Raw genomic sequence first — 19335 nt, forward strand, 5'->3', positions numbered from 1 at the left:
TCAACGAAAGAACTCTGCATATGGACAAACATCTGGAACTTCGGGGCATCGGCAAGCGCTTCGGCGCGGCGGAGGTGCTCAGCGACGTGAACCTGAGCATCGCGCGCGGCGAATTTGTGTGTCTGCTCGGACCCTCGGGCTGTGGCAAGACCACGCTGCTGCGCATTGTTTCCGGCTTCGAGCATGCCAGCAGCGGCCAGCTCTTGCTGGACGGTCAGGACATCAACCACGTGGCGCCGCACCGGCGCGGCTTTGGCATGGTGTTCCAGTCGCTGGCGCTGTTTCCGCACATGACGGTGGCCGAGAACATTGCCTACGGCATGAAGCTCAAAGGGGTGGCCCCGGCGCAGCGCGCCAGCCGCGTCGAGGAGTTGCTGCACATGGTGCAACTGCCGGCGATTGCCGACCGTCCGGTGTCGGCGCTGTCGGGCGGGCAGCGCCAGCGCGTGGCGATTGCGCGCGCGCTGGCCGTGCCGCCCAATCTGTTCTTGCTGGACGAGCCGCTGTCGGCCCTGGACGCCCAGCTGCGCGACAGCATGCAAATCGAGCTGCGCCAGCTGCAGCAGCAGTTTGGTGTGACCACCATCGTGGTCACACACGACCAGCACGAAGCCATGATGTTGTCGGATCGCCTGGTGGTGCTGAACGGCGGGCGCATCCAGCAGTGCGATACGCCCTCGCAGGTCTACCGCCAACCGGCCAATGCGTTTGTCGCCGAGTTCCTCGGGGCCGCCAACCTGCTGCCCGGCGTGGTGCGCGGCCCGGGCGTGATCGAGGTGCTGGGAAGCCCGCTGGCGCTGCCCACGACTTTGTCCGCCGGCAGTCGGGTGACCGTGGCGGTGCGCTCCGAAGATATCCAGTTTGAAGCCGCCCAGGCCCATGCAGTGCAGCGAGCCAACAGCATCGCCGGCGAGATTGATTTCCTGCGCGATCTGGGCGCCAAGTCCGAACTGATTCTGCGTTGCGGCGCGCAGCGCCTGCGGGCCCACGGCAGCAGCGCCCAGTTTCAAAGCGCCCGCTGCGGGCAGCGCGTGGATGTGCTTTTCGATGCCGGGCGCTGCTCGGTGTTTGCGGCTTGAACGAAAAATAATCTATGAACACCTCTGAACTTTCAAGCGCGCCTGTTTTTGTCGACGCCGCGACCGTGGCCCGGTGTTTGCCCTGGCCAGAGCTGCTGCAGGCTTTGCAAAATGCCTTTGCAGCGACCGACCTGAGCACTCCCACGCGGGGCCACTACCACATGGAGGGCATGGGCAGCGGCAGCAGCACGCCGGTCTTGCTGTCCATGCCGGCCTGGAGCACCGGCCTGGGCGTGGGCGTCAAACTGGTGGCGGTCTACCCCGACAACCACCAGCTGAGCCTGCCCTCGATCCACGGCCTGTATGTGTTGATGGACGGCGCCAGCGGCCGTCCGCAGGCGGTGCTGGAGGCCGGTGAGTTGACGGCGCGCCGCACGGCGGCGGCCTCGGCCCTGGCCAGCCGCTTTCTCTCGCGAGCCGACAGCCGCACCTTGTTGATGGTCGGAACCGGCCGTCTGTCGCAGTACCTGCCCCTGGCCCATGCCCAGGTGCGCCCGATCGAACGGGTGCTGGTGTGGGGCCGCTCGCCGGCCAAGGCACAAGCCAGTGCCGACGCCTTGCAAGCCCTGGGTCTGAACGCTGAACCCGTCACCGCGCTGGAAGACGCCTGCGCCCAGGCCGACATCATCAGTTGCGCCACCTTGTCCAAAACCTCCGTGCTGCACGGTGCCTGGCTGCGCCCGGGCACGCACGTCGACCTGGTCGGCGCCTTCACGCCGCAAATGCGCGAGGCCGATGACGCCGTGTTCGAACGCGCCGCCTCGGTCTGGTGCGACACCCTGGCCGGCGGTCTGGCAGAGGCGGGCGACCTGGTCCAGGCGCTGGCCTCGGGGGCCCTGGCGCGTGCCCGCATCCGGGGCGAGCTGGCCGATCTGTGCCGGGCCGCCACCCCGATGGCGCGCGCTGACGCCGACATCACCGTTTTCAAATCCGTCGGGGCGGCGCTGGAAGACCTCGCCGCCGCACGCCTGTGCCTGGACCGGCTGTCGCGCAGCCGCCCAGCGGTTTAACTTTTTCCCAACATGAACCCTTCCATGACTACCAACGCAGAACACCTGGCCCGCTTGCGCGCCCGCTATGCCGACGCCTCGGGCGCCGACATGTTTAACCCGGCTTTCAAGGCCGTGGCGGAGCAGATCTTCAGCAGCTCGGACGGCCGCAAGTGGCCGTTTTCCGATGTCAGCACGTTTCTGGACGCCCCTCACCGGCCGGACGGCCTGGCCCAGCCCAGGCCCAATCTGGCGGGTCTGGATGTGGCGCTGATCGGCGTCCCCATGGACCTGGGCGTGACCAACCGCGCCGGCGCCCGTCTGGGACCCCGCGCCGTGCGCAATGTGGAGCGGATCGGACCGTACGAACACGCGCTGGGCATGGCGCCCATCACCCGGCTGAAAATGGCCGATGTGGGCGATGTGCCCATGCGCAGCCGCTTCAACCTGGACGAATGCCATGCCGATATCGAGGCCTGTTTCAACCAGGTCGTGCAGGCCGGCGTGATTCCGCTGGCCGTGGGCGGCGACCATTCGATCACCGGTTCCATTCTGAAAGCGGTGGGGCGGGATCGGCCGGTGGGCATGGTGCACATCGATGCGCATTGCGATACCGCAGGCAGCTACGAAGGCTCCAAATTCCACCATGGCGGGCCGTTCCGCGAAGCGGTGCTGGCGGGCGTGCTGGACCCGCGTCGCTGCATCCAGATCGGCATCCGCGGCGGGGCCGAATATTTGTGGGAGTTTTCCTTTGATTCCGGCATGACCGTGATCCACGCCGAGGAGTTTTCCAAAATGGGGGTGGAGGCCGTGATCCGGCGCGCCTGGGAGGTGGTGGGCGATGGCCCGACCTATGTGACGTTTGACGTGGACAGCCTGGACCCGGCCTACGCGCCGGGTACCGGCACGCCCGAAGTGGGTGGACTGACGCCGCGTGAAGTGCTCACCTTGTTGCGTGGCCTGGCCGGCCTGAACATCGTCGGCGGCGACGTGATGGAGGTCGCGCCGCAGCACGATCCGACCAGCAACACCGCCCAGGTGGGCGCCCAGATGCTGTTCGAAATCCTGTGCCTGGTCGCTTTGTCACCGGCGATGGCCAGGCGCTGACCGAGAGATGAGCACGCAATGGCCAGACCGTAGTCAAGCGATCCCCAGAGCTACACTTTTGCATCTTTCTTTAACTTTTAACTTCCAGGAAAATTATGTCCATCCAGCGCATTGAAACCGGTCCCCGCATGTCACAAGCCGTGGTGCACCAGAAAACCATTTACCTGGCCGGCCAAGTGGCCGACCACGATGCCGGTCCCAGCATCTTCACCCAAACCCAGCAGGTGCTGGCCAGCATCGATCGTTTGCTGGCCGCGGCCGGCAGCGACAAATCTCGCATATTGAGTGCCACCATCTGGCTCACCGACATGGACACCTTTGCCGACATGAATCGCGCCTGGGAAGCCTGGGTCGTGCCAGGCACCACGCCGGCACGGGCCACGGTGCTCAGCGCGCGTCTGGCGGGCCCGGAGTACGGTGTGGAGATTGGGGTGATTGCCGCCCAGCCCTGAGGCTTCAGCTCATACGCCAGGCGCGCCACAGCATCACGGGAAAGTCCCACCACTTCAAGGTGGGGCGGTGCTGAAGCGTGGCAAATTGCAGGGCTTCTATGCGGTCCAGAATGCGCAGGCCGCCTTGCACCACCAGCCGCAGTTCCCAGCCGGCGCGGCCCGGGATCTGGTGCACCAATTTAGAGCCTTTTAGCATCCTGGCCCTCGCCGAATGTGCGCAGGAAGCTATTAATTTTGTAGCATTCTGGGTTTGCCTGCAGGCCAACAGGTCGGCCGGCGCAACGCCCAGCCGGGTGCAGTCCTCTTGCGGAAAGTAGTAGCGCCCCCTGGGAATGTCCACGCTGGGGTCCTGCCAGAAATTGATCAGTTGCAAGGCGGTGCAGATGTCATCGCTGCGGGCCAGGGCCTGCGCGTCGGTCACGCCGTAGAGGTGCAGCAGCAGCCGCCCCACCGGGTTGGCCGAGCGGCGGCAATAGTCCAGCAGTTCCGACTCGGAGGCATAGCCTGCACCGTCCCGGCTTTTTTCCACATCCTGCACAAACGCATCCAGCAGATCGTGCAAGGCCTGCACGGGGAGCTGGTGCGCGTGAATCGCGAATTGCAGCGGGCCGAACACTTGCGCCCAACGCGGGCTGAACGTCTGCTTCTCATCCGTGCTGGGGCTGGCGGGTCGACAGGCGGCCGTCAGTTCCCGGCGGTAGGCCTGCAGGTCGTCCAGGCGCTGCTGCGGCGTGGCGTCGCCTTCATCCGCCAGGTCATCGGCGGTACGGGCGAAGTGGTAGATGGCCGCGATGGGGGCTCGCAAGTGCGCAGGGCACAGAAAGGACGCCACCGGAAAGTTCTCATAGTGCTGGATCGGGGCGGGCGGGGCGGCGGGTGCGGGTTGGAGCATGGGTCGATTTTGCCCGCAAGCCGTTCGCCGTCGATATGACGCCTCCTGTCTCTTGACAGCGATTTGCGTTTACACTAAATTACTAACCAGTTGGTCATTAGTAGGTATTGGCCAGTCTCTCCTTCCCACCTATTCATACGTATTCACCATGCCCAACAAGTCAATTCAAACAGGGGCGATGCTCATAGCGGCGGCGTTTTTAGTGGCCGCCTGCTCCAAGCCTGCGCCGCCAGAGGAGCCCATTCGTGCCGTGAAAATCACCACGGTGGGCTTGGACAGCATGCGCTCCGGTGCCGAATTCGCCGGCGAAGTGCGGGCACGCGTCGAGTCCCGGCTGGGGTTCCGGGTGGGCGGCAAGATCGTGCGGCGCCAGGCGGAGCTGGGCCAGCGGGTCAAAGCCGGTGATGTGCTGGCGCAGCTGGACCCGCAGGACTACCAGCTGGCGGCGCAAGCGGCGCGGGCGCAGGTGGCCGCGGCCCGGACCAACCGTGATTTGGCCGCCGCCGATTTCAAGCGCTACAAGGAATTGCGCGACCAGAATTTCATCAGTGGCGCGGAATTGGAGCGGCGTGAAACTACTTTGAAAGCCGCGCAGGCCCAACTGGAGCAGGCGCAGGCGCAGTTGTCGGGCCAGGGCAACCAGGCGTCTTACACCCGGCTGGTGGCCGATGTGTCTGGCGTGGTGACGGCGGTGGAAGCCGAGCCGGGTCAGGTGGTCACGGCCGGCACGCCGGTGGTACGGATTGCGCAGGATGGCCCGCGCGATGCGGTGTTTGCCGTCCCGGAAGACCGGGTGGCGCTGATCAAACCCGGCTCGGGCGTGGACGTGCGGCTGTGGTCGGCCAACACCACGCTCAAGGGTGTGGTGCGTGAGGTCGCGGCCAGTGCCGACCCGATTACCCGCACCTTTGGCGTGAAAGTGTCGCTTGACGTCAAGGACGCCGTGGCCCTGGGCACAACCGTGACGGTCGTGCCGCAGGCTTTCGACCGCAGCGGTGTGCAAGTCATCAAGCTGCCCACCAGCGCCTTCCGCCAGGATGGAAAACAGTCCGCCGTCTGGGTGCTGGAGCCCGCCAGCATGACGGTCCGGCTGCAGCCGGTGCAAATCGCCACCGCGGACGGCAATGAGGTGGTGGTCGCCGGTGGCCTGCAGCCTGGTATGCGAGTGGTAGTGGCCGGCGTGCATGTGCTGTCGCCCGGTCAAAAAGTCACAATTTATAAGGAAATACAGGCTGTAGCCCCCGTTGATACTGCGCAGACGGCTATTAATTCAGTAGCGTCCATGGCACCCGCCAGCGCCCCGGCGGCAAAGTGAGACAGCCATGAGCCTGGAAAAAACCAAAGAGAGTTTTAACCTCTCCAAGTGGGCGCTGGACCATCCTGCGTTCACCCGTTATTTGATGATTGTCCTGATGCTGCTGGGCCTGGCGGCCTACTTCCAGCTGGGGCAGGACGAAGACCCGCCGTTCACCTTTCGCGCCATGGTGGTGCGCACCTACTGGCCGGGCGCCACCGCCCAGCAAGTGGCCGAGCAGGTCACCGACAAGATCGAGCGCACGCTGCAGGAAGCACCGTACGCCGACAAGATCCGCAGCTATTCCAAGCCGGGCGAGTCGCAGATCATTTTCCAGATCAAGGATTCCTCCAGGGCCGCGGACGTTGCCAACGTCTGGTACACGGTGCGTAAAAAAGTGGGCGACATGCGCGGCACGCTGCCCGCCAACGTGCAAGGGCCTTTCTTCAACGATGATTTTGGCGATGTGTATGGCGTGATCTACGCGCTGGAATCCGATGGCTTCAGTTACGCCGAGCTCAAGACCTTTGCCGACGATGTGCGTCAGAAGCTCTTGCGCGTGCCGGACGTGGCCAAGGTGGAGCTGTTTGGCGCACAGGACGAAAAACTCTTCATCGACATCTCCCAGAAGCGCCTGGCGCAACTCGGCCTGGACATGACCCAGGTGCTGGCGCAGCTGGGCCAGCAAAACGCGGTGGAGTCGGCCGGTGCCGTGCAGACCCCGCTGGATGTGGTTCAGGTGCGCGTGGCCGGGCAGTTCAACCGGATTGAGGACCTCAAGGCCATGCCGATCCGGGGTTCCTCGGGGAGTCAGCTGCGACTGGGCGACATTGCCGACATTCAGCGCGGCTATGTCGACCCGCCAGCGGTCAAGGTGCGGCACCAGGGCCGGGAGGTGATCGCGTTAGGCGTTTCCATGGGCAAGGGCGGCGACATCATTGCCTTGGGCAAAGCACTGAAAACAGCGACGGACGGCATCGAAAAAAGCCTGCCCGCGGGCGTCAACTTCGTGCAGTTGCAGGATCAGCCCAAAGCCGTGGCGAAGTCGGTCAATGAGTTCGTGAGCGTGCTGATCGAGGCCGTGCTGATCGTGCTGGCGGTGAGTTTCATCGCGCTGGGCTTTCACCGCCGGCCCGGCCAGCATCCCCTGTGGAAGCGCTGGTACGTGGACATGCGTCCGGGCCTGGTGGTGGGCATCACGATTCCGCTGGTGCTGGCCATCACCTTTCTGGCCATGAATTACTGGGGCATCGGCCTGCACAAGATCTCGCTGGGCTCACTCATCATCGCGCTCGGCCTGCTGGTGGACGACGCCATCATTTCGGTGGAAATGATGGTGCGCAAGATGGAGGAGGGCTATGACAAGGTGCGCGCTGCCACCTTTGCCTATGAAGTCACCGCCATGCCCATGTTGACGGGCACGCTGATCACGGCGGCGGGCTTCCTGCCCATCGGCATGGCCAAATCGGTGACGGGTGAATACACCTTTGCCATTTTTGCCGTGACGGTGATCGCGCTGCTGGTGAGCTGGCTCGTCTCGGTGTATTTCGTGCCTTATCTGGGTGTCTTGTTACTCAAGGCGAAGCCCAAGGCCGCCAATGGCGAAAACCACCACGAGCATTTCGATACGCCGTTCTACAACGGGTTTCGCCACGCCGTGAACTGGTGCGTGCAGCACCGCTGGCTGACCATCGGCGCCATGATCCTGATTTTTGCCTTGGGCATCGTCGGCATGGGTCGGGTGCAGCAACAATTCTTCCCGGATTCGAGTCGGCCAGAAATCCTGGTGGACATCTGGTTCCCGGAAGGCACCTCGTTTGCCGCCAACCAGCAGGTCGCCCGGCGCGTGGAAGCGCGCTTCATGCGCGAGGCCGGTGTCGACACGGTCAGCACCTGGGTTGGCTCGGGCGTGCCGCGCTTTTACCTGCCGCTGGACCAGGTGTTTCCGCAAAGCAATGTGTCGCAGTTCATCATCGTGCCCAAGGATTTGAAGGTGCGCGAGTCGCTTCGCGTCAAGCTGCCGGCCTTGCTGGCGACGGAATTCCCCGAGGTGCGTGGCCGCGTCAAGCTCTTGCCGAATGGCCCGCCGGTGCCGTTCCCGGTGCAGTTCCGCGTGGTGGGCCTCGACCCGCTGGTACTGCGCGAGCGCGCCGACGAGGTGAAGGCGCTCATGCGCGCCAGTCCCAACACCCGCGGTGTCAACGACAACTGGAACGAGTCGGTGAAGGTGATACGCCTCGACATAGACCAGTCCAAGGCGCGGGCGCTGGGCGTGACCAGCCAGTCGATCGCGCAGGGCGCGCGCGTCCTGCTCGCGGGCTCGACCGTGGGCCAGTTCCGTGAAGGCGACAAGTTGATCGACATCGTGCTGCGCCAGCCGCTCGATGAGCGCAACGCCATCACCGACATCGGCAATGCCTACCTGCCCACCGCATCGGGCCGTTCGATTCCGCTGACGCAAATCGCCAAGCCGGTCTTCACCTGGGAACCCGGCGTGATGTGGCGCGAGAACCGCGACTACGCCATCACGGTACAGAGCGACATCGTCGAAGGCCTGCAGGGTGCGACCGTCACGAGTCAGTTGCTGCCCAGCTTGAAGGCACTGGAAGCCAAGTGGCTGGCTGCGGGGCAAAGAGGCTATCGCATCGAGGTGGCGGGGGCGGTGGAGGAAAGCTCCAAAGGCTCCGCCTCCATCGTCGCGGGCGTGCCCATCATGCTGTTCATTACGTTCACCTTGCTCATGTTGCAACTCCACAGTTTCAGCCGCTCCATGCTGGTGTTCCTGACCGGGCCGATGGGGATTGCCGGTGTGGCAGGCGCCTTGCTGCTGCTCAATCGCCCCTTCGGTTTCGTCGCGCTGCTGGGTGTCATCGCCCTCATGGGCATGATCCAGCGCAATTCGGTCATTCTGATTGACCAGATCGAGCAGGATCGTGCCCGGGGTGTTCCGGCCTGGGATGCCATTGTGGAGTCCACGGTGCGACGGGCCCGCCCGATTGTGTTGACGGCGGCGGCTGCCGTGCTGGCGATGATCCCCCTGTCACGCTCCGTTTTTTGGGGCCCCATGGCGGTTGCCATCATGGGCGGGCTGATCGTGGCCACGGTCTTGACGCTGCTGGCCTTGCCTGCCATGTACGCGGCCTGGTACAGGGTCCGCCGGGAGGCTCCCGCCGCAGGTTAAAATAATCAGTTGACCGATTTCAAGGGGGTGGTCTTTAAGACCTCCCCCTTTGTAATTTGCGCGGGTGGCGAAATTGGTAGACGCACCAGGTTTAGGTCCTGACGCCAGCAATGGTATGGGGGTTCGAGTCCCCCCCCGCGCACCAGTGATGAGAATTTGCGGGACAGTCCGCAGTCGCGTAGCGACAAGCTCTGTCCTCTACTATTTAAAGATTTTGGAGAACCCATATGGCTGTTACCGTTGAAACCCTGGAAAAGCTGGAACGAAAAATCACGCTGACCCTTCCCGTCGGCACGATCCAGACTGAAGTCGCCACGCGTCTGAAAAAGCTCGCGCGCACCATCAAAATGGACGGTTTCCGCCCGGGTAAAGTGCCCATGAACGTGGTCTCCCAGCGCTACGGTTACTCGGTTCACTACGAGGTCATGAACGACAAGGTCGGCGAGGCCTTTGCCACCGCCGCCAACGAAGCCAAGCTGCGCGTCGCTGGCCAGCCCCGCATCACCGAGTCAGAAGCGTCGCCTGAAGGCGAAATGGCTTTTGATGCCGTGTTCGAAGTCTATCCAGAAGTCAAAATTGGCGATCTGACCACGGCCGAAGTGGAAAAAGTCACGGCTGAAGTCACCGACAGCGCCATCGACAAAACCCTGGACATCCTGCGCAAGCAGCGCCGCACCTTCGCACAGCGTCCTCAAGATGCCGCAGCGCAAGACAGCGACCGCGTGACGGTTGATTTTGAAGGCAAGATTGACGGCGAAGTCTTCTCCGGCGGCAAGGCGGAAGATTTCCAGTTCATCATTGGCGATGGCCAGATGTTGAAAGAATTTGAAGAAGCCACCCGTGGCATGAAGTCCGGCGAAAGCAAGACCTTTCAATTGGCCTTCCCCGCTGAGTACCATGGCAAGGATGTCGCCGGCAAGACCGCTGACTTCATGGTCACCGTCAAGAAAATCGAAGCCGCCCACCTGCCCGAAGTGAACGAGGCCCTGGCCAAATCACTCGGCATTGCTGATGCAACAGTTGAAGGCTTGCGCGCTGACATCAAGAAGAACCTGGAACGTGAAGTCAAATTCCGTTTGCTGGCCCGTAACAAGCAGGCTGTCATGGACGCCCTGGTAGCCAAGGCCGAACTGGACCTACCCAATAGCAGCGTGCAAGCGGAAATCAGCCGCCTGCTGGAAGGCGCGCGCGCCGACCTCAAGCAGCGCGGCATCAAGGACGCCGACAAAGCCCAGATTCCTGACGATGTGTTCCGTCCGCAAGCCGAACGCCGTGTGCGTCTGGGCCTGGTGGTTGCTGAACTGGTTCGTTCCAATGAACTGCAAGCCAAGACCGAGCAGATCAAGGCGCACATTGAAGAATTGGCTGGCAGCTACGAAAAACCGGCTGATGTGATGCGTTGGTACTACAGCGACAACAATCGCCTGGCCGAAGTCGAGGCCATCGTGATCGAAAACAATGTGACCGAATTCGTGCTGAGCAAAGCCAAAATCAACGAAAAGACCGTGTCCTTTGACGAGTTGATGGCGCAAAACTGACGTTTAAGCCGCTTCGGTGTGGCTGCAATGGGGCTTATGCCGGGCTTGTAGTCTTGGATGTAAGCCCCATTTTCTTTGTGAGTCTTTTTTTTCTGTACAGTAACGTCATATTTGGAGACAGCATGAACGTGCGATTTGGTGGAATGGAAACGCAGGCCTTGGGCATGGTCCCCATGGTGATTGAGCAATCAGGTCGCGGCGAGCGGTCTTATGACATTTATTCGCGCCTGTTGAAAGAGCGCGTCATCTTTCTGGTGGGCCCGGTCAACGACCACGTTGCAAACTTGGTTGTCGCGCAGTTGCTATTCTTGGAAAGCGAGAACCCGGATAAGGATATTTCCTTCTATATCAACTCACCGGGTGGTTCGGTCAGCGCGGGCATGGCGATTTACGACACCATGAACTTCATCAAGCCAGCTGTCTCCACCCTGTGTACGGGTATGGCAGCCAGCATGGGTGCGTTTTTGCTGGCCGCTGGAGCCAAGGGCAAGCGCTTCTCTTTGCCCAACTCCAAAGTCATGATTCACCAGCCATCGGGCGGTAGTCAAGGTCAGGCGACCGAGATCGAAATTCAGGCTCGCGAGATCTTGAAGACGCGCGAGCAGCTCAACAAGATTTTGGCTGAACGCACCGGCCAGCCCTTGGAGCGCATTGAACGCGATACAGAGCGTGACTACTATATGTCCGCTGATGAATGCAAGGAATATGGGCTGATCGACCAGGTTATCTCGAAGCGGGCATAACGACTCTGAAAGGGCGCTTGACGCATTGGCGTTGCGGCGCAGGTTGGGCCGGTTTCGTCACGATCGCGGTGCTTTCTGTAACAGAACGCACCGTTTTTATTTGAGTATCATTCGGTAATCTTCCGAAAAGGGTGTTGTTCACATGGCCGAAAAAAAAGGCTCCTCCAGCGAAAAAACTCTTTATTGCTCTTTCTGCGGCAAAAGCCAGCACGAAGTCAAGAAGCTCATTGCTGGCCCGTCGGTATTTGTCTGCGACGAGTGTATTGACCTCTGCAACGAGATCATTCGTGATGAATTGCCCGCGACCACCGAGGCGCGTGGCGCGGGTAGCGAACTGCCAACACCTTCCGAAATCAAGGCCAATCTTGACAGTTACGTCATCGGTCAGGAGCCGGCCAAACGGACGTTGGCGGTTGCGGTTTACAACCACTACAAGCGCTTGCGTCACAAGGAAAAAGCCAAAAAAGACGATGTCGAACTGGCTAAAAGCAATATCTTGTTGATTGGCCCGACTGGTTCGGGTAAGACGCTGCTGGCCCAAACACTGGCGCGCATGCTGGACGTGCCCTTTGTCATGGCAGACGCCACCACCCTGACTGAAGCCGGGTATGTGGGTGAAGACGTTGAAAACATTGTGCTCAAGTTGCTGCAGAGTTGTAACTATGAAGTCGAACGTGCGCAGCGCGGCATTGTCTATATTGATGAAATCGACAAGATTTCCCGCAAGTCTGACAACCCCTCCATCACGCGTGACGTGTCGGGTGAAGGCGTGCAGCAGGCCTTGCTCAAGCTGATTGAAGGCACGATGGCGAGCGTGCCACCGCAAGGTGGACGCAAGCACCCCAATCAGGATTTTGTTCAGGTCGACACCACCAACATACTCTTCATTTGTGGCGGGGCGTTTTCCGGTCTTGAGAAAGTGATCGACAACCGCACGGAGTCGTCTGGTATCGGCTTTGGCGCCACGGTCAAAAGCAAGGAACAACGCAGCCTGACCGAAGTCTTCAAGGAAGTTGAACCTGAAGATCTGATCAAGTTCGGTTTGATTCCTGAGCTGGTGGGTCGTATGCCCGTGGTGGCCACGCTGGCCGAACTCAGTGAAGATGCGCTGGTTCAGATTTTGACGGAGCCAAAAAATGCCCTGGTCAAGCAATACGGCAAGCTTCTGGCCATGGAGGGCGTTGAACTTGAAATTCGGCCTTCGGCCTTGAAAGCCATTGCGAAAAAGGCTTTGGCGCGCAAGACCGGTGCCCGAGGCTTGCGTTCGATTCTGGAGCAGGCCTTGATTGACACCATGTACGAGTTACCCAACGTCTCCAACGTCGACAAAGTCGTCGTGGACGAGTCCACCATTGATGAGAACAAGCCGCCTTTGCTGGTTTATCGCGAGGCCGCCAAGAAGGCTTGATTTGGCCCGTCTTTGTAGGCGTTTACTCAAATTTGAGGCTCAAGCAGTCAGTCAATAATCAGTCGCGGGTTGAAAATCCGCGTTGAAGATCCATATTTAACAGGTAACAAAAAGGTTTCCCCATGTCTGGTCATACCCCACTGCCTGCTACTCCCATTGATTTGCCATTGTTGCCCTTGCGCGACGTGGTTGTTTTTCCGCATATGGTCATCCCGCTTTTTGTGGGCCGACCCAAAAGCATCAAGGCACTGGAAGCCGCGATGGAATCTGAGCGTCGCATCATGCTGGTCGCGCAAAAGGCCGCAGCCAAGGACGATCCCTTGGTCACCGACATGTTTGATGTCGGCTGTGTCTCGACCATTCTGCAAATGCTCAAGCTGCCCGACGGCACGGTCAAGGTGTTGGTCGAAGGCCAGCAGCGCGCCCGCGTCAACAGGATCGAAGAAGGTGAGTTGCACTTCTCAGCCAATGTCACGCCGGTTGAAGCCGTGCCAGCGTCCGAGGCCAAGCCACGCGGCAAAGCCAGTGAAGTCGAGGCACTTCGCCGCGCCGTGATGCAGCAGTTTGACCAGTACGTCAAGCTCAACAAAAAAATTCCGCCCGAGATTCTCACGTCTATTTCAAGCATCGATGACGCCGGCCGTTTGGCCGACACCATCGCCGCCCATTTGCCACTGAAGCTGGACAACAAGCAGGCCGTGCTGGATCTCGCGGGCGTGAAAGAACGTCTTGAAAACCTGTTTGAGCAGATTGAGCGTGAAGTTGACATCCTCAATGTTGACAAGAAGATCCGTGGCCGCGTCAAACGGCAGATGGAAAAAAACCAGCGCGATTTCTACCTGAACGAACAAGTCAAAGCCATTCAGAAAGAGCTGGGCGAGGGTGAAGAGGGTGCCGACATCGACGAGATCGAGAAAAAGATCAAGTCCGCCAAGATGCCCAAAGAAGCGCTGAAAAAGGCCGAGGGCGAACTGAAAAAGCTCAAGCTCATGTCACCCATGTCCGCCGAAGCCACGGTGGTGCGTAATTACATTGATGTACTCACCGGCCTGCCATGGTCTGGCAAGACCAAGATCAAACACGACCTGGGTAATGCCGAGCAAGTGCTCAACGAAGACCATTACGGCCTTGACAAGGTGAAAGACCGCATTCTTGAGTATCTGGCGGTTCAGCAACGTGTTGAAAAAGTGAAGGCGCCCATCTTGTGTCTGGTCGGCCCGCCGGGCGTGGGCAAGACCTCTTTGGGGCAGTCCATAGCCAAGGCCACCGGACGCAAGTATGTGCGCATGGCTTTGGGCGGCATGCGCGACGAGGCTGAAATTCGCGGTCATCGCCGTACCTATATTGGTGCGATGCCGGGCAAGGTGCTGCAAAATCTCTCCAAGATCGGCACGCGCAACCCGCTCTTCCTGCTGGATGAAATTGACAAGCTGGGAACTGACTTCCGGGGCGATCCATCGAGCGCTCTGCTGGAGGTGCTGGACCCTGAGCAGAACCACAAGTTTGGAGATCACTACGTCGAAGTTGACTTCGATTTGAGCGACGTCATGTTTGTGGCAACCTCCAACTCCATGAACATTCCTTCGGCATTGCTGGATCGAATGGAAGTGATTCGTCTGTCGGGTTATACCGAAGACGAAAAAACCAATATTGCGATCAAGTATTTGCTGCCCAAGCAGCTGAAGAACAACGGCGTTTTGCAAGAGGAATTGTTGATCAGCGACGAGGCCGTGCGCGACATTGTTCGTTACTACACCCGCGAGGCCGGTGTGCGTTCGCTGGAGCGCGAACTCTCCAAAATCTGCCGCAAGGTGGTCAAGGGCTTGCTGCTCAAAAAGATGGTGCCGCAGGTCAAGGTCACGGCAGACAATCTCAATGATTTTCTCGGTGTTCGCAAGTTCAACTATGGCCGCGCTGAGCAACAAAATCAGGTAGGCCAGGTTGTAGGTTTGGCCTGGACCGAGGTGGGTGGCGATTTGCTGACAATCGAGGCGGCCATGATGCCTGGCAAGGGTGTCATCACGCGTACGGGTTCACTCGGCGATGTGATGAAGGAATCCGTCGAGGCCGCGCGCACCGTGGTGCGCAGCCGCTCACGTCGCTTGGGCATCACGGACGAGTACTTCGAGAAGAGAGATATTCACATCCACGTGCCCGACGGCGCCACGCCCAAGGATGGCCCCAGCGCAGGCGCTGCGATGACCACAGCCTTTGTTTCTGCCATGACCGGTATTCCGGTGCGGGGAGATGTTGCCATGACCGGTGAAATCACCTTGCGCGGAGAAGTGACTGCCATTGGCGGCCTGAAGGAAAAATTACTCGCCGCCTTGCGTGGCGGCATCAAGACGGTATTGATTCCTGAGGAAAACGCCAAGGACTTGCAGGATATTCCTGAGAACGTGAAGAACGGTCTCGAGATCGTACCGGTGCGCTGGATCGACAAGGTACTGGAAATTGCGCTGGAGAGAATGCCAACGCCTTTGCCAGATGAGGAGCCGGTCGTGGTGGTCGCCGCTCCAGCGGCTACCCCTGAGCTAACGGGATCTGTTAAACACTGAACGCATTTCGCGTCGGCTTGTCAAAAGACGTGAATAAATGCGCTATAATTTGAGGCTTGAATCGCGGGAGTAGCTCAGTTGGTAGAGCGCAACCTTGCCAAGGTTGAGGTCGAGAGTTCGAGACTCTTCTCCCGCTCCATTCTTAAAAATGGAGCTTTCAAGTTTTGATTTCGCGGGAATAGCTCAGTTGGTAGAGCGCAACCTTGCCAAGGTTGAGGTCGAGAGTTCGAGACTCTTTTCCCGCTCCAAATTCTAAAAAGGGAAGCAAGCGCTTCCCTTTTTTGTCAGGAACATGGCGCGATAGCAAATCGGTTATGCAACGGATTGCAAATCCGTCTAGCCCAGTTCGACTCTGGGTCGCGCCTCCATAAAAAAATACACGTGAAAACCTACGACCTCTACGCCATCGGCAACGCGCTGGTTGACTCAGAATACGAAGTCACTGACGCCCAACTGCGGTCCATGGGCGTGGACAAGCGGCACATGACCTTGATTGATGCCGCGCGGCGCTCTGAGTTGTTGGGGCATCTCCAAGCTGTCAGTTCGCGACGCACGGGCGGCGGTTCGGCGGGCAACACTGTGGTTGCCTTGGCGCAGCTCGGAGGTCGGGCGTTTTACTCGTGTCGTGTGGCTGATGACGAGCTGGGCTTGTTTTTCACTCAGGATTTGATCGCTAACGGCGTGGCCACCAATCTCACTCACACCCCGCCTGCAGCCGGTCAGACCGGTAGCTGCATGGTGATGGTTACGCCCGATGCCGAGCGCAGCATGAGCACCTTTCTGGGCGCCACCGCCGACTTGGATCACACCGCCCTGCATGAGCAAGAAATTGTTAGATCCAGGATCTATTACATGGAAGGCTACCTCGCTGCATCGCCTACCGGTCTGCAGGCGGCCTTGCAGGGGCGCCAAATCGCCCAAGAGGCTGGCGTTGCCCTGGCTACCACCTTGAGCGACGTGAGCATGATCAGCTATTGCCGTCCGGGTCTGGAAGCCATTCTGGGACAAGGGCTGGACTATCTGTTTTGCAATGAAGAAGAAGCCCAGGTCTGGTGTGGTTCGCAAGACCTGCAACAAATTTGCCAGCAAATCAGTCAACTCGCTCGCACGGTCTGCCTCACGCGGGGCCCCCATGGGTGCATGGTGTTGGAAGGTGCCCAACAAATCGCGGTGCCCGCCGCCAGTGTGAAAGCGTTGGACACCAACGGTGCCGGCGATATGTTTGCCGGTGCTTTTCTTTTTGCCGTTACAAACGGCCATAGTCACGTGCATGCTGCTTGGTTGGCTAACCAGGCAGCAGGGCAGGTGGTTAGTCAGTATGGCAACCGGCTCACGCGTGAACGCATGGGCGGTATCAAGAGCCACTTTGAAGAGCATATAGGGTCAAACTCGGCTCATTCGTAGAGTTACAATGCCTTCACGAATTCCGGCTAAGTTTCGATCACAAAAGCCTCGCCAGTCGATCTGACGAGGCCTTTTTGTTTCACAATAGCAGCCGTGCCCGGGTGGTGGAATTGGTAGACACATCGGACTTAAAATCCGCCGCTTTCCTGCATAAGGGGCGTACCGGTTCGATTCCGGTCCCGGGCACCACTACACTCCTACTCCATGCCACGCTATAACGCTCCTTTTGAGATCCATGTTCATGGCCAGTTGGCCTTGCGCGCCGATGTTGTTTTTGAGCAGTTGCAGGAAGCACTTAAACCCTTATGGAAGTACGCGGGTGCGCGCTCCTTGACGGATGCGGCCAGCAGTTCGTATGAAGACGAGCCCGGCATCAAGTTTGACCAAGAAGAACATCTGCTGCAGATGTGCTGGACCGTGGCGGGCGACGACGATTTTCGTCAGGTGCTGGATGAAATGTGCATGAACCTCAACGAGCTGGCGCAGGCCGGTGCCGCGATCGAAGTCACTTTCTATGACGCCGAGTTTGATGATGAAGACGAAGAGTCGGACGCCGAGTCGCGCGATGATTTCGTGATGCTCTTCGTCGGGCCAGACCCTGCCGCCATCATGCAGGTGCAGCGCGATTTGCTGGTGCAGGATGTGGTGAACATGATGGAGCGGCATTTTGATGGCGCCGAGTTGGGTGGCGTGGTGGCTGAAATCGACAAGCTGTTCAGCCAGCGTTTTGATGACTTGGTGAACTCGCTGCAACTGGGCAAGCCCCCGCGTGGCTCGGGTGGCGGCCACGGTGGGCAGGGCCATGGTGGCGGGCGCAAACCGCGGCATTTGCACTAAAGCTTCGCATAAATATGCATCTAGCCCTCGCCTTTAGTGCGTAGCGTGCTATTATTTTTGAAGTTATTTAGTTCAAGGAATGGTCCATCAATATGGCAACAGCAGCCCCTCTCGCGCAGACCATTCCTCCTCCTTCGCCTCCCGCACCTGGTCGACCTGAGAAGCTGCGGCTCGGCGATGTGCTGGTGCAGCAGCGGCTTATTTCACAGGAACAACTGCAGCAAACACTCGAGTTGCAGCGACAAACCGGCAAGAAGGTCGGACGCCTGCTGATTGAAACCGGCATCATTACCGAAGAACTGCTGGCCAATGGCCTGGCGCGCCAGTTGCGCATTCCGTTCGTCAATCTCAAAACTTTTCCCTTTCGTGCCGATGTGGTGCGCCTGCTGCCGGAGTCGGCCGCGCGTCGTTTTCGTGCCTTGGTGCTTGAAGACAAGGGTGACACTTTGCTGGTGGCCTTGGGCGACCCGTTGGATTTATTCGCATTTGATGAGTTGACCCGCCTGCTCAAACGCACGATTGCCATTGCGGCCGTGCCCGAGAGTCAATTGGCGTTGGCGTTTGACCGTTTGTATCGCCGCACCGAAGAGATCAGCGGTCTGGCTCGGGCGCTGGAGAAAGACCTGGGCGATGCGGTCGACTTCGGTGAACTTACCGCCACGGTGGGCATAGAAGGCGCCCCCGTGGTGCGCCTGCTGCAGTCCTTGTTTGAAGACGCCATGCAGGTGGGCGCGTCGGACGTGCACATCGAGCCGCAAGAAGCCGGTCTGCAAATTCGGGTGCGCGTGGATGGCGTCCTGCAGACCCAGACCATGGCGGACAAGCGCATTGGCGGTGCGCTGGCCCAGCGACTCAAGCTGATGGCGGGGCTTGATATTTCTGAAAAACGCCTGCCGCAAGATGGCCGTTTCAGCGTGCGCCTGAAAGAGCACACCATTGATGTGCGCCTGTCTACCTTGCCCACCACCTACGGCGAGTCGGCCGTGATGCGCCTGCTGAATCAGGGCGCGGGCATGAAGCGCCTGGACAATATTGGCATGCCAGACTTCATGCTCAAGCGCTTTCGCGAAGTCTTGGGGCGCAGCGCGGGGCTGGTGCTGGTGACGGGGCCGACCGGGTCCGGAAAAACTACGACGCTGTACGCAGCACTGGCCGAGATCAATGCTGCTGAACTCAAAGTCATCACCGTCGAAGACCCGGTGGAATATCGCTTGCCAGGCATTACCCAGGTGCAGATCAACGAGAAGATAGAACTCACCTTCGCCCGCGTGTTGCGGGCCACCTTGCGGCAAGACCCTGACGTGATTCTGGTCGGCGAAATGCGCGACGCCGAAACCGCTGAAATCGGCCTGCGTGCCGCCATCACCGGGCACCTGGTACTGTCCACCTTGCATACGCGCGACGCGATCAGCACCCCGTTTCGCCTGCTTGACATGGGCGTGCCGCCCTTTATGGTGGCGACCTCTTTGCAGGCCGTCATTGCACAGCGGCTGGTGCGTCTCAATTGCGTTGAGTGCGCCGAACCTCAGGAGCCCAGCCCGCAAGAGCAATCCTGGCTGAGCAACATGATTGAAACCGGGGAGCAGGTGTCACCCAAACGCGGTCGGGGTTGCTCGTCCTGCAACGGCACCGGTTATTCAGGGCGGCAAGGCGTGTACGAATTGCTTGAAATGGACGCGGTCCTCACCCAAGCCGCGTCGCGCTCTGATCCGGCCGCATTCATGAAGCTGGCACGCGAGCGCATGAAGGGGCAAACCATGGCCAACCATGTGCTGCAACTCGTGCGCCAGGGCCGCACCTCCCTGGCCGAGGGGCTGCGCATCGGCTTTGACGCGGACGAACAGGACTAACCC

The 19335-nt window shown here is 60.0% G+C and carries 14 protein-coding genes and 5 tRNA genes; 18 read left to right on the forward strand and 1 reads right to left on the reverse strand.

The genetic code is table 11. The features are described from left to right. Positions 1-20: 20 nt before the first annotated feature. From C5P05_RS18345 to C5P05_RS18360, 4 genes are all read left to right on the forward strand, one after another. Positions 21-1079: an ABC transporter ATP-binding protein gene (locus C5P05_RS18345; protein WP_232834564.1), complete on the forward strand. Its 1059-nt coding sequence runs from the start codon at positions 21-23 to the stop codon at positions 1077-1079. 14 nt (positions 1080-1093) lie between these two features. Then, on the forward strand, positions 1094-2089 hold the full coding sequence (locus C5P05_RS18350) for an ornithine cyclodeaminase family protein (RefSeq protein ID WP_114971268.1): 996 nt from the start codon (positions 1094-1096) through the stop codon (positions 2087-2089). Positions 2090-2113: 24 nt separating this feature from the next. Then, entirely contained in the window at positions 2114-3175 is a 1062-nt protein-coding gene (gene speB, locus C5P05_RS18355; RefSeq protein WP_114971269.1) for an agmatinase, read from the forward strand. A gap of 95 nt (positions 3176-3270) precedes the next feature. After that, complete coding sequence (locus C5P05_RS18360) at positions 3271-3627, forward strand: RidA family protein (RefSeq protein WP_114971270.1); 357 nt, start codon at positions 3271-3273, stop codon at positions 3625-3627. Positions 3628-3631: 4 nt separating this feature from the next. On the opposite strand, the gene hpnC is transcribed toward C5P05_RS18360, so the two are convergent. Then, complete coding sequence (gene hpnC / locus C5P05_RS18365) at positions 3632-4519, reverse strand: squalene synthase HpnC (protein WP_114971271.1); 888 nt, start codon at positions 4517-4519, stop codon at positions 3632-3634. 148 nt (positions 4520-4667) lie between these two features. On the opposite strand from hpnC, the gene C5P05_RS18370 reads away from it, so the two are divergent. The 14 genes from C5P05_RS18370 (at position 4668) to C5P05_RS18435 (ending at position 19332) form a co-directional block, all read left to right on the forward strand. Continuing rightward, complete coding sequence (locus C5P05_RS18370) at positions 4668-5834, forward strand: efflux RND transporter periplasmic adaptor subunit (RefSeq protein ID WP_114971272.1); 1167 nt, start codon at positions 4668-4670, stop codon at positions 5832-5834. Positions 5835-5841: 7 nt separating this feature from the next. Beyond that, positions 5842-8994: an efflux RND transporter permease subunit gene (locus C5P05_RS18375; protein WP_114971273.1), complete on the forward strand. Its 3153-nt coding sequence runs from the start codon at positions 5842-5844 to the stop codon at positions 8992-8994. Between the two features lie 58 nt (positions 8995-9052). Further along, a tRNA-Leu gene (locus C5P05_RS18380) sits at positions 9053-9139 on the forward strand. Positions 9140-9221: 82 nt separating this feature from the next. Beyond that, positions 9222-10532 (forward strand): trigger factor, encoded by a 1311-nt coding sequence (tig, locus tag C5P05_RS18385; protein WP_114971274.1) that lies wholly within the window; start codon positions 9222-9224, stop codon positions 10530-10532. Between the two features lie 122 nt (positions 10533-10654). Further along, positions 10655-11275, forward strand: a complete 621-nt coding sequence (clpP, locus tag C5P05_RS18390) for an ATP-dependent Clp endopeptidase proteolytic subunit ClpP (protein ID WP_269813947.1) — start codon at positions 10655-10657, stop codon at positions 11273-11275. A gap of 142 nt (positions 11276-11417) precedes the next feature. Beyond that, positions 11418-12683: an ATP-dependent Clp protease ATP-binding subunit ClpX gene (clpX, locus tag C5P05_RS18395; protein ID WP_114971275.1), complete on the forward strand. Its 1266-nt coding sequence runs from the start codon at positions 11418-11420 to the stop codon at positions 12681-12683. Between the two features lie 122 nt (positions 12684-12805). Then, the gene (gene lon, locus C5P05_RS18400; protein ID WP_114971276.1) at positions 12806-15241 is read left to right on the forward strand and encodes an endopeptidase La; all 2436 of its coding nucleotides are present in this window, start codon (positions 12806-12808) and stop codon (positions 15239-15241) included. A gap of 63 nt (positions 15242-15304) precedes the next feature. Beyond that, positions 15305-15380 (forward strand) — tRNA-Gly (locus tag C5P05_RS18405). Positions 15381-15413: 33 nt separating this feature from the next. Continuing rightward, positions 15414-15489 (forward strand) — tRNA-Gly (locus tag C5P05_RS18410). Positions 15490-15535: 46 nt separating this feature from the next. Continuing rightward, positions 15536-15609, forward strand: a tRNA-Cys gene (locus C5P05_RS18415). A 13-nt stretch (positions 15610-15622) separates the two neighbouring features. Then, positions 15623-16645 carry an adenosine kinase gene (locus C5P05_RS18420; RefSeq protein ID WP_114971277.1) on the forward strand — a complete coding sequence of 341 codons (1023 nt, stop codon included), beginning with the start codon at positions 15623-15625 and terminating at the stop codon, positions 16643-16645. Between the two features lie 95 nt (positions 16646-16740). Next, positions 16741-16834, forward strand: a tRNA-Leu gene (locus C5P05_RS18425). A gap of 15 nt (positions 16835-16849) precedes the next feature. Then, positions 16850-17482, forward strand: a complete 633-nt coding sequence (locus C5P05_RS18430; RefSeq protein WP_114971278.1) for a DUF6806 family protein — start codon at positions 16850-16852, stop codon at positions 17480-17482. Positions 17483-17574: 92 nt separating this feature from the next. After that, the gene (locus C5P05_RS18435; protein WP_114971279.1) at positions 17575-19332 is read left to right on the forward strand and encodes a GspE/PulE family protein; all 1758 of its coding nucleotides are present in this window, start codon (positions 17575-17577) and stop codon (positions 19330-19332) included. The last annotated feature ends 3 nt before the right edge of the window (positions 19333-19335 follow it).

The organism is Rhodoferax ferrireducens (assembly GCF_003347515.1).
Taxonomy (GTDB): Bacteria; Pseudomonadota; Gammaproteobacteria; order Burkholderiales; family Burkholderiaceae_C; genus Rhodoferax.

Coding starts and splice junctions, on each gene's coding strand:
- C5P05_RS18370 (WP_114971272.1), top strand. CDS start 4,668: ATGCCCAACAAGTCAATTCAAACAGGGGCGATGCTCATAGCGGCGGCG.
- C5P05_RS18360 (WP_114971270.1), top strand. CDS start 3,271: ATGTCCATCCAGCGCATTGAAACCGGTCCCCGCATGTCACAAGCCGTG.
- C5P05_RS18435 (WP_114971279.1), top strand. CDS start 17,575: ATGGCAACAGCAGCCCCTCTCGCGCAGACCATTCCTCCTCCTTCGCCT.
- speB (WP_114971269.1), top strand. CDS start 2,114: ATGACTACCAACGCAGAACACCTGGCCCGCTTGCGCGCCCGCTATGCC.
- C5P05_RS18350 (WP_114971268.1), top strand. CDS start 1,094: ATGAACACCTCTGAACTTTCAAGCGCGCCTGTTTTTGTCGACGCCGCG.
- clpX (WP_114971275.1), top strand. CDS start 11,418: ATGGCCGAAAAAAAAGGCTCCTCCAGCGAAAAAACTCTTTATTGCTCT.
- clpP (WP_269813947.1), top strand. CDS start 10,655: ATGAACGTGCGATTTGGTGGAATGGAAACGCAGGCCTTGGGCATGGTC.
- C5P05_RS18430 (WP_114971278.1), top strand. CDS start 16,850: ATGCCACGCTATAACGCTCCTTTTGAGATCCATGTTCATGGCCAGTTG.
- C5P05_RS18345 (WP_232834564.1), top strand. CDS start 21: ATGGACAAACATCTGGAACTTCGGGGCATCGGCAAGCGCTTCGGCGCG.
- tig (WP_114971274.1), top strand. CDS start 9,222: ATGGCTGTTACCGTTGAAACCCTGGAAAAGCTGGAACGAAAAATCACG.
- hpnC (WP_114971271.1), bottom strand. CDS start 4,519: ATGCTCCAACCCGCACCCGCCGCCCCGCCCGCCCCGATCCAGCACTAT.
- lon (WP_114971276.1), top strand. CDS start 12,806: ATGTCTGGTCATACCCCACTGCCTGCTACTCCCATTGATTTGCCATTG.
- C5P05_RS18375 (WP_114971273.1), top strand. CDS start 5,842: ATGAGCCTGGAAAAAACCAAAGAGAGTTTTAACCTCTCCAAGTGGGCG.